The following is a 15,523-nucleotide window of genomic DNA, read 5'->3' on the forward strand; positions in this document are numbered from 1 at the left end:
ACAAACAGGGGGGGACGGCGATGGGGCGTCACAGTTCGGGCGGTGGTCGCCCGGAGTCGGGAGACGGTCGGGATCGGCCGGAACCGGGAGCGGGGCACGATCGACAAGGGTCGGGCGCGGAACGTGTGTCGCGCACGGGCCCGATCGACATGCCGGCGAGCGGTCCGATCGAGCGGCAGTCGGCTCGGCGGGGCTCCGACGACGATTTCGGGTTCGATCACCGGCGTGCGTCGACGGGTCGCCGGGCAGGCTGGCTCTGGGGCGGCGCCGCTCTGATCGTGGTGGCCGCACTGGTCACCGGCTTCGTGTTGTGGCGGACAGGTGCCGTGGGCTGTGCCGATCGGGAAACCATCTCGGTCGCATCGGATCCCTCCATGACCAGTGCGTTGCGCACCGTCACCCAGGACGCATCCGAGGACTCCTGCTACGACTTCGACATCAACGGCGTGGCCGGAGCACAGGTGCCCGGTCAGTTGACCAGCGGTGACAAGGCGCCTGACCTGTGGGTCGCCGACTCGCAGATCCAGGCCCGCCGGGTCACCACTCAGGTGCGCCGCGATCTGAACATGGTGTCGCCGTCGATCGCGTCCTCGCCGACGGTGGTGGTGGGGAAGTCCGTCCCGCAGTTGAACAGCTGGGTCGACGTGATGAAGCTGCAGGATCTGCGGACCGGCAGCCCGATCGACACCAGCACCGGTGACGCGCCGATCGTGGGTGCCCTGGCGGAGGAGAATGCCGGGAACCTGTCGGAGAAGCAGCTGACGGCGGCGATGACGGTGCTCGCCGTGCAGCAGAACAACGCGCGCCTGGCCAACGACAACGAGGGCACCCGCCTGAACCTCGCGAACACGACCGAGGTCCCGGTGGTCACCACCGAGCAGCAGTACCTGCTGTTCACGCGAACCCATCCGGGATCAGAACTGAAGGCATCGGTGCCTTCCGACGGCACAGTGATGCTCGACTATCCGATGGTCAACACGGCGAGCGCGGCTCGAAAGGACACCGCCGCCAAGGCGGGCAAGGAACTGGCCGACAGGCTCGCGTCGTCCGATGGACAGAAGACGCTCAACGAGTCCGGGTACCGCAACCCCGACGGTGCGCCCTTGCCCGACGGCGCCGGAATCGGTCAGGTCAAGAACCTCGAGCTCAAGGATCCGTCGCAGGTCGACCGGGCGATCCGGCAGTGGCAGGTGCTCGGCGTGCCGATTCGCACGCTCGTCGTCGAGGACACCTCGGGTTCGATGGCCGCACCGGCAGGCGACCAGACGCGTGCCGATCTGCTCATCGATGCGTCGATGACCGGTCTCACCCTGTTCCCCAACAACGCGATGGTCGGCGGATGGGCGTTCGGCATCGACAAGGGCGGCCCCGATCAGGACTGGAAGTGGATGTCCCCGATCCGGCGTCTCGACGCCCAGGCCGTCGGTGGCGGAACGCATCGTCAGGAACTGGGCCGGGCGGTCCGCCGTGGTCTCGCACCGTCTCAGCTCGGCGGCGGGACGGGCCTCTACGACACGACTCTCGCGGCGTTCAAAGAGGTGCAGAACAGCTACGACCCGAACTACTCGAACTCGGTCATCATCATGACCGACGGGCAGAACGAGGATCCGAACAGCATCAGCCTCGACGAGTTGCTCTCGCAGTTGAAAGAACTCGAGGATCCGGCACGTCCGGTCCTGGTCCTGACGATCGGGATCTCCGAGGATGCGGACACCGAGGCGTTGAAGGAGATCGCCGACGCCACCCCGGGTGGCACCACGTATGTGGCCCAGACACCCGAGGACATCAAGTCGGTGTTCGTCGATGCGATCCAGGCGCGCGTCGCCGCGGCCGGCCGCTGATCGAGCACGCCTGAAGCTGTCGTTTACCTGAGGATTACCTTGCGATCAGCTTCTCCGGCTGGTCGTTAGGTAGGCCTTATTGCAGAATCGACGTATGACCCGTAAAGACACCCTGCCCCGCGCGGCCGGAGTCGCCGCAGCGTTGGCGACCGTCGGCCTCGTCACCGGTGCGTGCGGTTCCGACGACCCATCGGATACCGCAGCGACGAGTTCGATGGCCTCAGGCGGGGCAGCCGGCACCGCATCGGCGGCGGGTGGGACCTACCAGGACGGCGAGTATTCGGCCACCGGTCACTACGTGTCACCGGGCGGGCCGCAACAGGTCGGTGTCACCGTCACGTTGTCGAATTCGGTGATCACGGCATTGAGCCTGGACACGAGCCAGACCAAGGGCACCTCCAAGGAGTTCCAGGGCAAATTCGCGAGCGGCGTCGACGCATTGGTGGTCGGCAAGAACATCGACGACCTCGACGTCCACAAGGTCTCGGGATCCTCGTTGACGTCGACAGGATTCAACGACGCGATCGATCAGATCAAGACCGAAGCGCAGGCCTGAGACGTCGGTGTCCGCAGCTGTGCGACCGCTCGCCCATGTGTGGTGTTTCGATGCCCTCGGCACACGCTGGGAGATCTCCACACCCGTTCCCCTCGCCGACGACGTCGCGCGTCGGGTGACCGACGAACTCGATCGGATCGATCGGGTGTGGTCTCGGTTTCGTGACGATTCCACGGTCGCCGAGATCGGTCGGCGTGCCGGCCGCTATCCGATCGCCGCGGCCGATCAGCCACTGATCGACTGGTATCGGCGGCTCTACGACCTGACCGGTGGAGCGGTGTCGCCGATGGTCGGCCAGGTTCTCGTCGATGCCGGCTACGACGCCGGCTACAGTCTCGCGCCGAAACCCGAGGTCGCACCCGCGCCCCGGTGGGACGACGTGCTCGCCGGTCACACCGGCTCTCTCGATGTCCGTCGCCCGGTGCTCCTCGACGTCGGGGCCGCCGGGAAAGGGTTTGCCGTCGATCGAGTCGCCGGGATCGTCGGCGAGGAGGTCGACAGCTATGTGGTGGATGGCAGCGGCGACATGCGGATCCGATCATCCGACGGCCCGCTGAGGGTTGCACTCGAGCACCCGGTCGACGTCGAGAAGGCGATCGGGCTCGTCGAACTCGACGACGGAGCGATCTGTGCGTCGGCGGCCAATCGTCGAGCGTGGGCGGACTGGCATCACATCGTCGATCCGCGCTCGGGGGCCCCGGCCCGGGAGGTGCTGGCCAGCTGGGTGATCGCCCCCGACACAATGACCGCCGATGGGCTGGCCACCGCGCTGTTCTTCACCCCGGCGTCGATTCTGCGGTCCGCCTTCGATTTTCACGCCGCGGGTTTCCATCACGTGACCATCCGACGCAACGGGACCGTCGAGCACACCGACATCCCAGGGTTGGAGTTGTTCCTGTGACGCGCGTGATCCCGGCCTGGCTAACGGCTCATCGCGCCGTGCTCCTCGCCCTGCTGGCACTCACCGTGGCGGCCTTCGTGGTGGCTGCGACCGATGGCGACTTCGCCTACCGCCCAGACGAACTGGCGTTGTCGCTGCTCATCGCCGTGGTGGTCACCGGTCTCGCGACCTATGCAGGGGCCGTGGTGGTGCGGGTGCCGCCGGGGTCGGATTCCTGGTTGATCACGGCGCTGATCCTGTTCTTCATCCTGCCGGGCGTGACCGATTCGGGTTCCGCGATCACCGTCGCCGTCGGCGCCGCCGCTGCCGGATTGTCGAAGTACGTGCTCGCGTGGCGCGGACGGCTGGTGATCAATCCGGCGGTCGCGGGTGCCGTGGTCGTGTACGTGCTCGCCTACGCGGAGGTCGGCACCATCGGCTACCCGCTCTGGTGGATCGCCGCGAAACCGCTGGTGATCCCGATGGTCGTCATCGGGGTACTCCTGGTCACGGTGCTCCGAGAGTGGCGCCTGGTCCTGGTCTTCCTCGCGGTGACCCTGGTGACCAGTGGTGTTCTCGAGCTGACCGAGGGAGGTCAGTCACTGGAGTTCTGGTACGCGTCCAGCCCGACGTTCTTCGTCGCGGCCGTGATGCTGCCGGAGCCGCTCACCTCACCGAGCACGCGCGTACATCGCATGATCTACGGAGCGTTGGTCGGCGTCCTGATGTATTGGCAGGTTTCGATCACGGTCACCGACTCGCTGAGCCTCGAGTTCGTCCCGGAGATCGCGCTCCTCGTCGGGTCGCTCTACGCCTTCGGCGTCCGACTCGTGACCGGAAACCCCTCGGCGCGGCGACTTTCCCTCACCTTCGCCGATCGTGCCCAGTTTCCCGCCGATCGTGCGCGTCCCATCGCGGACAACACCTACGAACTCGACCTCGTGGCACCGGCGCCGACGAAGTTCCTTCCCGGACAATGGGCATTGCTCAGTGCGCCGGAGTGGTCGAGGCCGGTGTGGCGTGGGTCGCGACGAGTGTTCTCCTACACGGATGCGCCAGGCGGCAAGGAAGTCCGCTTCGCGTTCACCGCGTCGGCTACCCCGTCGCATTTCAAGCACGGCCTCATCGGCGGCGACACCCGACGCCTCTATCTCGACTTGTCCGGCGGCGACTTCGTGCTGCCCCGTACGGGGCGAGGACGGCCGGTGGTTCTGCTTGCCTCCGGGATCGGCATCACACCGTTCCGATCGATGTTGTGCTCGGCGATCACCAATGGTGCCGACTTGCGCCTCATCACCCTGGTCCATGTCGTCCGGGTGGCCGACCGGGAAGTCTTCGGCGATGTGCTGGACGCCGTCAGGGATGCCGGGGCGTCGGTTCGGGTCGTCGAATCAACCGATCTCGCCGACGGTTTCGACGACGACTCGCTCCGCCGGCTGATCGGCGACGTCGACGGTTCACCGCACTACTACGCATCCGGGAATCCACGGTTCGTCCGTTCGACCGCTCAAGCGATCCGACGCATCGACTCCTCCGCTCGGTGGCAGTTCTGGCGCGTTCACACCGACGCGTTCCTGGGCTATTGACCCGGTCCCGACGACGTGGTCGGAACCTCACGCACGATGGGCGACATTCTGCGCACGGTCGGCGGGAAACCGGGCCCGATCGGAGAGTTGTGCGTCACTCCTCCCGCGCCACCCGCCGCAGGACCGCCAGCACCTGCCCGATCATCGGTGACGGATCGCCGGCGAGGCGGGCGACGGCGAGATCGACCGGCGCGACGTCGGGGACCAGCGGCAGATACCGCACCCCCGCGACGCCGAGCGCAGCGGTGGGTTCGGGAACGATCGCCACGCCCAGCCCGGCGGCGACCAGAGTGACGAGTGTCGACGTCTCGGTGACCTCGTGCCGGATTGCGGGTACGAATCCCGCCGACGCACAGATCGTCGCGACGATCCCGTTCATCACCGATCGACCGTGCCCGGCGTGCACGATGAACTCCGCATCGCGCAGTGCGTCGACGTGGACCGTCGCATCCCTCCATCGACGGTCGCCCTCGGGTATCGCGACGAAGAGACGGTCTCGGCGGACGGTCTCAACGACGATCTCCGTGCCACCCGCCGGTGGCCGCAGCAGTGCCAGATCGATCTCGCCGGACATCAGCGCCGACAGCTGTGCGGGCGCCAACATCTCGCCGCGCACGCTGACGTCCAGATCGGGGAGGTCCTCGCGGAGGGCACGGACCAGCCGAGGGAGCAGAGAGTAGGTGGCCGACCCGACGCAGCCGATCGCCAGAGTGCCCTGCCGGCCCTCGGCGACGCGTTGTGCCTGCAGCCCCGCGACATCGACGGCATCGAGGATGGCCTCCACCCGTTCCAGGTAGGCCGTGCCCGCCGGCGTGAGTTCCACGCGCCGGGTGGAGCGGACGAAGAGGGTCACACCGAGTTCGGCCTCGAGTTGCCGGATCTGCTGAGACAGTGGCGGCTGTGCGATGTGCAGTCGCTCCGCGGCGCGGCCGAAGTGGAGTTCCTCGGCGACGGCCCGGAAGTACCGGAGATGTCGGAGTTCCATGATTGAGACCTTACGCATATCACTGGGGCGAAAATGAATACTTCTCAATATCGAATGACGTTCCTATCGTGGATGTATGAGTACCGGATCCGACGTAGTCATCTGTTCCCCGTTGCGCACACCGGTCGGGCGAATGGGTGGCGCACTCGCCTCGTTGACCGTGACCGACCTCGCCACCGGATTGCTGAGGGAGCTGGCCTCCCGAACCGGACTCGGCGAAGGCGACATCGACGACGTGATCCTCGGTCAGGGTTATGCCAACGGTGAGGCCCCGGCGATCGGCCGGATCGCCGCACTCGACGCCGGGCTGGGCACCGGCGTCCCCGGCATGCAGGTAGACCGGCGCTGCGGTTCGGGGCTGCAGGCGATCCTCAACGGTGCCGCGCAGGTTGCCACGGGTGGCGCACGCCTGGTGGTGGCCGGCGGGGCCGAGTCGATGTCGAACGTCGAGCACTACGCGCTGGGGTTGCGGACCGGAATCCGGCAGGGCGGCGTCGAACTGATGGACCGCCTCGACCGTGGTCGCCTTACGGCGGGCGGCGACAGCCATCCCGTGCCGGGCGGCATGATCGAGACCGCCGAGAACCTCCGTGCCCGGTACGGCATCAGCCGCGCGGAGCAGGACGAGCTCGCCGTGCGCTCTCACCAGCGTGCGATCGCGGCGCACGAGGCCGGTCGCTTCGCCGACGAACTCGTGTCCGTGACGGTTCCCGGCAGACGCGGGAAGCCCGACGTGGTGGTCGAACGCGACGAGCATCCCCGTGCCGATGCCTCGGTGGAGTCGATGGCTGCGCTGCGGCCGATCCGGCTGAAGATCGATCCGGAGTCAACCGTGACCGCCGGCAACGCGTCCGGTCAGAACGACGGTGCCGCCATGTGCGTCGTCACGACTCGTGACGAGGCGGATCGTCGAGGTCTCGACCCGATGCTCGCGCTGACGTCGTGGGCGGTCACCGGATGCGAACCCGAGGTCATGGGTATCGGGCCCGTGAACGCAACGGCCGCTGCGCTCGAGCGGGCGGGTCTCACCCTCGACGAGATCGACCTCATCGAACTCAACGAGGCCTTTGCCGCCCAGGCTCTCGCGGTACTCGCCGAGTGGAAGGTCGATGCGACCGATGATCGGTTGAACCCCAACGGTTCCGGGATCTCGCTGGGCCACCCGATCGGCGCCACCGGTGCCCGCATCCTGGCGACCGCCGCCCACGAGGCACGCCGTCGCGATGCCCGTCACGTGTTGGAGACGATGTGCATCGGCGGCGGTCAGGGCCTCGCGGCGATCTTCGAGGTCATCCGATGAGCGCCGTCGATGTCGATGCGGTGGTGTCCGGTCGTGCCGACGGACCCGTTGTGGTGCTGTCGAATTCGCTCGGGTCCACCTACCGGATGTGGGACGCACAACTCGCGGCACTGGAGGAACGATTCCGCGTCGTCCGCTACAACACCCGCGGACATGGGGCATCGCCGGTACCACGGGGCCCGTACACGATCGACGATCTAGCCGACGATGTGATCGCGCTGCTCAACCGGCTCGACGTCGAGCGCGCCCACGTAATCGGGCTCTCGCTCGGGGGAATGACCGCGATGCGTGTGGCGGTTCGCAACCCGGAGCGGGTGAACGCCCTCGGACTGCTGTGCACCGGCGCCCAGCTCACCCCGTCGTCGGCATGGACCGACCGGGCGACGACGGTCCGGGCGCAGGGGAGTGCGGCAGTCGCGGAAGCCGTTGTGCAACGGTGGTTCACCCCCGAATACCTGGCCGACAACCCGGACTCTCGCCGCTACCACGAGACAATGGTGGCCGACACGCCTGCCGAGGGATATGCGGGGTGCTGTGAGGCGATCGCGGTGATGGACCAGCGCGCGGATCTCGCGTCGATCACCGCACCGACCCTGGCGATCGCCGGCGCCGACGACCCCGCGACACCGCCACCGAAGCTCGAAGAGATCGCCGATACGGTCGCGACCGGCCGACTCCTCGTCGTCCCGCACTCGGCGCACCTGGCCAACGCCGAGCAACCCGAGATCATCACGCCCGCACTGATCGAACACCTGGAGCAATCATGAGTATCGACAAACTGGCCGACACGGCCGCCGACGCCGTCGCCGACATCCCGGACGGGGCCAGTCTCGCGGTCGGCGGGTTCGGCCTCGCGGGTATCCCGTGGTTCCTCATCGACGCGCTGCTGGATCAGGGGGCCGCGCAGCTGACGGTTGTCTCGAACAACTGCGGAGTCGACGGTGCGGGTCTCGGACTGTTGTTGGAGGCCAGGAAGATCGACAAGGTGATCGCCTCCTACATCGGTGAGAACAAGGAGTTCGGCAGGCAGTTCCTGGCCGGTGAGGTGACCGTCGAGCTCACCCCGCAGGGCACGCTTGCCGAGCGGATGCGCGCAGGCGGCAGCGGGATCGGCGCGTTCTACACCCCGACCGGGGTGGGCACGCTGGTCGCCGACGGTGGACTGCCATGGCGATACAACCCCGACGGCAGTGTCGCGCTCGCGTCGCAGCCGAAAGAGGTGCGAACGTTCAACGGACAGGACATGGTCCTCGAGGAAGCGATCGTCACCGACTACGCACTCATCCGCGCTGCCGTGGTGGACAAGGCAGGCAACTGCAAGTTCCACGCGGCGGCACGTAATTTCAATCCTCCGGCCGCGATGTCCGGACGGATCACCATCGTCGAGGCGGAGCGGGTCGTCGAGGTGGGCGAGCTGGGGCCCGACGAGATCCACCTGCCGGGCATCTTCGTCAAACGAATCGTCGAACTCACGCCGGAACAGGCTGCGCGCAAGGAGATCGAGCAGCGCACCACCAGGCCACGCCCCGCCCAGATCGACGCCACCCCCGACCAGCCCGTTCATTCCTAGGAGGACACCATGACCTGGACTCGCACCGAGATGGCGGCACGCGCGGCGCGCGAACTCCGGCCCGGCGACTATGTGAACCTCGGCATCGGCCTGCCGACGATGATCCCCGACCATCTCCCCGACGACTCGGGCATCACGCTGCATGCGGAGAACGGCATCCTCGGTGTCGGACCGTACCCGTACGACGACGAGGTCGATCCTGACCTCGTCAATGCCGGCAAGCAGACCGTGTCAGTCCTGCCGGGGGCGTCGTTCTTCGACTCGGCAACGAGTTTCGCGATGATCCGCGGCGGGCATGTCGACGTCGCGGTGCTGGGCGGTATGCAGGTGTCGAGCAACGGTGACCTCGCCAACTGGATGGTCCCCGGTGCGATGGTCAAGGGCATCGGCGGCGCCATGGACCTGGTCAACGGCGCCGGCCAGGTCATCGTGCTCATGGAGCACACCACGAAGAAGGGCGATCCCAAGCTGGTCGCCGACTGCTCGCTTCCGCTCACCGGACGCTCCGTGGTCAGCCGCGTCATCACCGATCTCGGTGTGTTCGACGTCAACGGTGCGGGATTCGACGTCGTCGAGCTCGCGCCGGACGTCGACTTCGCGGCCGTCGAAGCGAAAACCGGTGCGCCGGTGGTGGACCGGACGTCCACGAACGAGCCCGCCAGGGTCTAGCCGGCGTGGTCTCGATACGGCTCCTCGCTGCGCTCGGTGCCTACTCGACCAGCGGTGGTGGTGGTGGTGGTGTTTCGCTGGTCGAGTAGCCGCGAACGAAGTGAGTGGCATATCGAGACCAAGTCGACCGGCGGATAGCGCATCAACGCCGCAGCGCCGCGAGCTCCGATCGTGACCGGATTCCGAGCTTGGCATAGATGCGTGTCAGGTGATACTGAACGGTCTTGGGGGAGATGAACAGTTCGGCCGCCACCTCTCGGTTCGACATGCCGCGGGAGACGAGCTCAGTGACGGCCTCCTCCTGCGGCGTCAGGTCGACGGCATCACGATCGGATCGGATGGCGTTCAGCCCGCCCGCCTTGAGCTCACGTTCGCACCGCTCGACATACGTGATCGCACCGAGTGACAGATACATCTCCCGCGCCGTCCCCATGACGGCATCGGCAGCCCGGCGTTTACCCGCGCGTCGCAGCGTCTGACCATACGCGAAGTTGACCCTAGCGAGGTCGTACCGTAGCGGCAGTCCGTCCAGGATCTCCAGCGCCTCTTCGAAAGTTCTTCTGGCCTGGTGTATCTCGCCCGTCGCCCCGAGTAGTCGGCCACGGGCGTACTTGAGTCTCGCCGATGCCGAGCGGTGCCCGCGCTGTTCGACGAGTTCCTCGTACGGCCGTAGTAGGTCATCGGCGGCACCGAGTTGGCCGTCGATGACCAGCGCGTTGGCCAGGACGTCGACCCACGGCCACCATCCTGGTTCGCTGAGTCCGGGGACGTCGTCGGCCATCCGCATCAGCGGCTCCAGCGTCCGGCGCACCTTGCCGTAGTCGGCAGCGGCCTCGGCGATCTGACCGCGCGCCAACAGGTCCGGAATCCGCATGATCTCGTAGTCACCCACGGAGGTCGACGCCTCCTGGACGCTGCGTTCGGCCTCCTCCCAATCGCCGCGCAGCGAATGGATCTGCGCTGCTGTCCAATTCAGCAATGGCGTGGCCAGCGCGATGCCGCTGGTCCGAGCGAGCGCACGCCCCTGCTCCACGGTGTGCAGCGCCGGCTCCCAATCCCCGGTGAGGCACTGTGTCCGAGCCAGCCAGCCCAGCGCCCACAACGAAATCCGCGCCGAGCCGCCGAGATTGGCCATCGACACCGCGGTCTCCAGATTGCTGCGCGCCGCGCCGACGTCGTCGAGCCCCAGTTGCAGCCACCCACGGCCCATCGTCGCGCGCTGCGCCTGTGCCCCGAACCGAATCCGTTCGGTGAGGGCGGCGTATTCGGCGGTCGCCTCGGTGGGTCGTCCGGACCACGCGAGGCCGAGTCCGCGGATCACGGCCGCTTCCACCCCGGCCGGCGACTGGCTGCCCGCCATGTTGATGGCACGATCGGCCCATTCCACCAGCTCCGTGCCCTGACATCGGACCAGGTTGTGCAGGACGTAACGCTGCGCGATGAGGGCGGCGGTATCGGGGTCACGGTCGAAATTGACGATGTCCCAGGCTCTGTCGAGACGTACCTGCGCTTCGGCCGAGCGGCCGCGCAAGATGGCGAGATACGCGAGCGCGGCATTTCGCAGCGGGGTCTCCCGGAGGCTCTCCACCTGGGGCACCAGCGCTCCGGCGCCGACGCAGTCACCGGCGGCGAGCAATGCGTCCAACGCGAGTGTCGAACGTGTCTCGCGTTCCAGCGGATCCGGTGTCAGGCGACCCGCCTGCGCAAAGAGCCCGGCTGCCTCTGCCCATGCGCCATCGGAGCCCCGGTCACGGGCGAGTGCGTCCAGGTCGTCGGCCAGAGCGGGGTCCGGGATCGCAGTCGCGGCGACGCGATGATGGAGTTTTCGGACGGGATCGGCGACGACCGTCGCCGCCCGACGGTGGAGATCCCCGACGGCGCGGATACCCATGACCTCCAGAATCGCGGCCCGTATCAGCGGGCCCGCGGTATGCGGCTGTGTCTGTGCGGGTGTCAGCGCCGTCTGCGCCACCACCAACCCGGTCCGTAGCGCCTCGTCGACCGCGGCGAGCGGGTCGTCGATCTCGCCGAGAGTGACGGCGGTACCCAGCGAGTCCACGTCGCTGAGCACGGTGATCGCCCCGATGAGCGCACGGGTCGGTGGGGTGGCGTCCGCGAGCCGTCGACGAACCTCCGCCACGACGTGCGACGGCGCCGGCAGTTCGACGTCGACCCGGGACCAGGTGGCCGTGGGCAGTTCGTCGAGAAGGGCGATGGCATCGCGGGGGTTGCCCTCGGTGTGCCTGGTCAGGCGGTCGACGACGATCGGGTGGAGCACTCGGCCGCGCGCCGTGGCCAGGGCCGCGACGCTGTCTCGATCGATGCCCCCGACGCGGAGGGTATCGGCCAGCAGCGCGCTGATCGCCGGCGTCGGATCGGCGGCGGCGAGCACGACGAGCACCGGTGCTTCGGGGTTCGATTGCACCAGCGTTGTGATGTCACGGACGAGCTCGTCATTCTGGTCGGCGTCGTCGACGAGCAGGAGCACAGGTCCCGTGGCCGACCGGAGGATGCCCTCGACGTCTGACTGTGCCAGACGTCCGTCCCACATCACCAGCGTGTCGAGGTCGATCTCCCCGGCGACCTGGGCGAGTCGTCGCAGCACCGTGCTCTTGCCGATGCCGGCGTCGCCGATGAGAGCGATGAACTCCGGCCTGGTCGCCGCACGGGCGCGCCCGAGGAGTTCGGCGATCTCGGATTCTCTTCCGAGACACTCCGCCGCGATGATCACCGTCCCATCGTATGTCCGGCGCGGGAGATTCAGCCCAGATCTCCGCCCGCCACCGGGAGCACGGTCCCGGTGATGTAGGCGGCCTCGTCCGACGCGAGGAAGCAGATCGCGGCTGCCTGTTCGTCGAGGGTTCCGTAGCGTTTCACCAGCGACGACGAGATGGTCTGATCGATGTGCGCCTGGAACCACTCCTGCTCGGTGTGGTTTGCCGGTGCGGGGGTCCCCCGTGAGATGCGGCGGGGCGGCGCCTCGGTGCCGCCTGGGGCGGTGGCCACCACTCGGATACCGCTCTCGGCGTACTCCATTGCGAGCGAGGCGGTGATGGCGTTGATGCCGCCCTTGGCGGCCGAATAGGGGATGCGGTGGATGCCGCGCGTCGCCGCCGACGACACGTTCACGATGACTCCGTTCCCGGCGGTGACCATCGACGGCAGTACCGCGCGGCATGCATACAGCGTCGTCATCAGCGAACGGTCGATCTCCGCGCGGATCTGCTGGTCGGTGAACTCCGTGAACGGCTTGAAGTTGATAGCGCCGCCCACATTGTTGATCAGCACGTCGACGCGACCGTAGGCCGCCACGGCCGTCCGCACCACCGACTCTGCGCCGTCATATGTCTCGAGGTCGGCGATGGCGGCGATCGCACCGGCCCCCACGGCATCGAGCTGTCCGGCCAACTCGGTGACGATGTCCGAGCGGTCCGCGAGCACCACTCTGCCGCCCTCGGCGCTGATCCGACGCGCGGCCTGAGCACCGATACCCTGTGCGGCACCGGTGACCACCACGACCTTGCCGGTGAACCGCCCCGGTGAGACGAAACGCGGCCGATTCGTGGCCATCTCGTCGGCCATCGCGCGACGCATGGTCTCCTTGGAACGGTCGGCGTGGTCGGCGATCAACGTGCGTGCCGACTCGCGATCCCCCGACTCGAAGGCCGCCACGATGTCGACGTGGTCCTGGGCGCAGAGCGGGTGGCACCACGTGGCGTTGCGCAGCACCTCGCCCATCCGGCCCTTCACACCGAGTGCCTTGTAGGCCTCGAGGAGATGGTTGTTGCCGGTCAAGGTGAAGAGGTAGTCGTGAAAGTTCGCGTTGGTCTCGGTGTACTCTGCGGCATCCACGAATCGCTCACCCTCGACGAACGGCAACGTCGTCTCCGCGAGCAACCGGTAGCCGGCGAGTTGCCGACTCGTGAGGCGACCGAACGTCAGCTCGAGGGCGCCGAGTTCGAGGGCGGCGCGTGCCTCGAACAGAGCGTCGGACTCGTGGATGGCCGGGTGTTCCTCGCCGATCTGGTAACCCTCGGAGGTCACCATGGTCGCCTCAGGATCGGGCTGGGTCTCTGGAGCCTCGGGGATCTCCGTCGGCGGGATCTCGGCGGTGGGGACTGCGGGCTGCGATGTCGGCGGGCCGTGCAGGGGAGCGATCACGTTGGGCGCGAACATTTCCTGACCGGCGATTCTGCGAGCGGACACCGGCGCGACCGCGCCGTCGTCGGCGTCGAGATCTGTGCCCGTTCCGCTGACCGTCCACAGTTGCTGTCCGGCGATCCGCACTCTGGTGTCGTCGTCGCCACGGGAGTCGACAGGTTCTGACCACGGTTCGATGTTGCTTGGCGGCAAGGTGATCTGGCCGGCGATCGCGCGGGCATCGGCGGTCGGCACCACCGGTTCGTCGGTGGCCGTTGCCGTTTCCGGTCCGGAGGTCACGGCGACGGATGCCTCGTCCGTCGGGGCCGACGCGGCCGACGGAACGGCCAGGGCGAACTTCTCGTAGTAGAACCCGGTCGGTTCGATGCCCGCCGCGGCGACGTGTTCGCGGACCGATTCCACCATCGGTGGCGGTCCGCAGAGATATACGGCGACGTCGCCACCGTAGAGATGTCGCGGCTCGATCAGGCTCATCACATAGCCCTTGTTGGCTGCGGTGCTGCCGGGATCGGAGACGCAGTGGTCCCAGGTGAATCCGGGTAGCTCGCCTGCGAAGTACTCGATCTCGTCGAGCGCGACCAGGTCGATGTCGGTCGACACGCCATAGATCAGGTGGACTCGGCGATCGCTGTCGTCGTCGTGCAATTCGCGCAGCATCGAGAGGATGGGCGCGAGCCCGGTTCCGCCCGCCAGCAGCAGGACGGGCCGGATCGCCTCGCGGAGGAAGAACGATCCGTGCGGCCCGCGCAGAGTGATCGAGTCCCCGCGCTGCGCACGGTCGGTGAGGTAGGTGGACATCGCGCCACCCGGCGTCAGTTTCACCAGGAAGACGAGTCGTTCCTCGTGGGGGCCGTTGGCGAACGAGTACGAGCGCGACAGCAATCCGCCGTCACCGTCGTCGGTTCCCGGTACCGATATGTTGACGTACTGGCCCGGCAGAAACGCCAGGTCGCCACGGTTCGGTATCTCGATGCCGACACGCATCGTGGAGTCCGAGAGCCGGTCGAGTTCGACGACAGAGCCGGTGAACGTCGAGGCCTGTGTCTTGGCGATGTCGGAGGTGGCCGAGATGTCGAGCACCAGATCAGATCTCGGCTTCATCGAGCAGGGCAGAGCGAAGCCTGCGGCGGACTCGTCCTCGGAGAGCGCATCCTCGATGTAGGTGCCGCCGTCGTAGTCGCCGGATTCGCAGAACGCCTTACACGTGCCACACGCACCGTCGCGGCAGTCGAGGGGGATGTTGATCCGCTGGCGGTAGGACGCGTCGGCGACGGTCTGGTCCTCGCGGCAGGTGATGAACCGCGTGACACCGTCTTCGAAGGCCAACGCGACCTGATGGGTCGTGGGTTCGGATCCGGTGGCGGCCGCCGTGTTCCGGTCTGTCGTGACAGTCATGTGCTGATGTCCCTAATAATGGTAGATGTCCACCACGTGGTGGATGTAGTCGTTCTTGAGCACGATGGTCTTGCGCCGGATCAGCGGGTGTTCGCCGGAGAAGTCGATCGTGTAGAAGGACGTGCCGTAGTAGGGGTCGACGGTGTTGTACCGGAAATACATGGTGTGCCAGTTGAACCGGACGTCCACGATGTCGCCGCGACGTTCGATGACCTCCACGTTGCTGATGTTGTGACTGGTCCGCGGCTCGGGTAACGACGTCGCCGACGACCGCTCGGTGCGGATCCGGAAGACCCGATCCTCCAGACCACCCTTGTTGCCGTAGTAGATCAGCGAGATCTCGCGCTGCGGGTTCTCGGTCAATTGATCACGGTCGTCCCACGAGGGCATCCAGTAGACGACGTCGTCGGCATAGCAGTCGAGCCATTTCTCGAACTCACGGTCATCGAGATACCGCGCCTCGCGGTACAGGAATTGCTCGATCATGTTCTGGGTGATGAGTTGCGCCGACGCGCTCGCGGTGGAGGTCTCGGTGGGCTCGGTGGTGGTCATGGGATCGTCCTGTCTGAGAGGGTGTTTC

Annotated in this window: 12 protein-coding genes; 8 read left to right on the top strand and 4 right to left on the bottom strand. The window is 67.1% G+C overall.

From position 1 onward, the window contains the following. Nucleotides 1-20: 20 nt before the first annotated feature. The 4 genes from OVA31_RS17080 to OVA31_RS17095 all read left to right on the top strand — a co-directional run bounded on the left by OVA31_RS17080 (nucleotide 21) and on the right by OVA31_RS17095 (nucleotide 4,863). The gene (locus OVA31_RS17080; RefSeq protein WP_420714059.1) at nucleotides 21-1,841 is read left to right on the top strand and encodes a substrate-binding domain-containing protein; all 1,821 of its coding nucleotides are present in this window, start codon (nucleotides 21-23) and stop codon (nucleotides 1,839-1,841) included. A 94-nt stretch (nucleotides 1,842-1,935) separates the two neighbouring features. Next, complete coding sequence (locus tag OVA31_RS17085) at nucleotides 1,936-2,397, top strand: FMN-binding protein (protein ID WP_267627803.1); 462 nt, start codon at nucleotides 1,936-1,938, stop codon at nucleotides 2,395-2,397. 7 nt (nucleotides 2,398-2,404) lie between these two features. Beyond that, on the top strand, nucleotides 2,405-3,298 hold the full coding sequence (locus OVA31_RS17090) for an FAD:protein FMN transferase (RefSeq protein WP_267627805.1): 894 nt from the start codon (nucleotides 2,405-2,407) through the stop codon (nucleotides 3,296-3,298). After that, a complete protein-coding gene (locus OVA31_RS17095) occupies nucleotides 3,295-4,863 on the top strand; it encodes an RnfABCDGE type electron transport complex subunit D (RefSeq protein ID WP_267627806.1) in 1,569 nt (522 codons plus the stop codon). The genes OVA31_RS17090 and OVA31_RS17095 overlap by 4 nt, the downstream gene beginning before the upstream one ends. Before the next feature lie 94 nt (nucleotides 4,864-4,957). On the opposite strand, the gene OVA31_RS17100 is transcribed toward OVA31_RS17095, so the two are convergent. Then, entirely contained in the window at nucleotides 4,958-5,848 is an 891-nt protein-coding gene (locus OVA31_RS17100) for a LysR substrate-binding domain-containing protein (RefSeq protein WP_267627807.1), read from the bottom strand. 76 nt (nucleotides 5,849-5,924) lie between these two features. Here OVA31_RS17100 and OVA31_RS17105 point away from each other — a divergent pair, with 76 nt between their 5' ends. From OVA31_RS17105 to OVA31_RS17120, 4 genes are read left to right on the top strand one after another with little or no spacing between them, the layout of a single operon-like run. Further along, nucleotides 5,925-7,148 carry an acetyl-CoA C-acetyltransferase gene (locus OVA31_RS17105; RefSeq protein ID WP_267627808.1) on the top strand — a complete coding sequence of 408 codons (1,224 nt, stop codon included), beginning with the start codon at nucleotides 5,925-5,927 and terminating at the stop codon, nucleotides 7,146-7,148. Then, entirely contained in the window at nucleotides 7,145-7,915 is a 771-nt protein-coding gene (pcaD, locus tag OVA31_RS17110; RefSeq protein ID WP_267627809.1) for a 3-oxoadipate enol-lactonase, read from the top strand. Before OVA31_RS17105 ends, pcaD begins: the two co-directional genes overlap by 4 nt. Continuing rightward, nucleotides 7,912-8,718, top strand: coding sequence for a CoA transferase subunit A (locus tag OVA31_RS17115; protein WP_267627810.1), 807 nt, complete (start codon nucleotides 7,912-7,914; stop codon nucleotides 8,716-8,718). The genes pcaD and OVA31_RS17115 overlap by 4 nt, the downstream gene beginning before the upstream one ends. Before the next feature lie 9 nt (nucleotides 8,719-8,727). Beyond that, nucleotides 8,728-9,387 carry a 3-oxoacid CoA-transferase subunit B gene (locus OVA31_RS17120; protein WP_267627811.1) on the top strand — a complete coding sequence of 220 codons (660 nt, stop codon included), beginning with the start codon at nucleotides 8,728-8,730 and terminating at the stop codon, nucleotides 9,385-9,387. Between the two features lie 142 nt (nucleotides 9,388-9,529). Here the strand turns inward: OVA31_RS17120 and OVA31_RS17125 are convergent, their stop codons facing one another. The 3 genes from OVA31_RS17125 to benB are packed head-to-tail and all read right to left on the bottom strand — an operon-like array spanning nucleotide 9,530 to nucleotide 15,495. Further along, nucleotides 9,530-12,118, bottom strand: a complete 2,589-nt coding sequence (locus tag OVA31_RS17125) for a LuxR C-terminal-related transcriptional regulator (RefSeq protein ID WP_267627812.1) — start codon at nucleotides 12,116-12,118, stop codon at nucleotides 9,530-9,532. Nucleotides 12,119-12,147: 29 nt separating this feature from the next. After that, entirely contained in the window at nucleotides 12,148-14,943 is a 2,796-nt protein-coding gene (gene benC / locus OVA31_RS17130) for a benzoate 1,2-dioxygenase electron transfer component BenC (RefSeq protein ID WP_267627813.1), read from the bottom strand. A gap of 12 nt (nucleotides 14,944-14,955) precedes the next feature. Further along, on the bottom strand, nucleotides 14,956-15,495 hold the full coding sequence (gene benB / locus OVA31_RS17135; protein ID WP_324290122.1) for a benzoate 1,2-dioxygenase small subunit: 540 nt from the start codon (nucleotides 15,493-15,495) through the stop codon (nucleotides 14,956-14,958). Nucleotides 15,496-15,523 lie beyond the last annotated feature (28 nt).

Origin of the sequence: Gordonia sp. SL306, from assembly GCF_026625785.1 — a bacterium.
Classification (GTDB): Bacteria; Actinomycetota; Actinomycetes; order Mycobacteriales; family Mycobacteriaceae; genus Gordonia.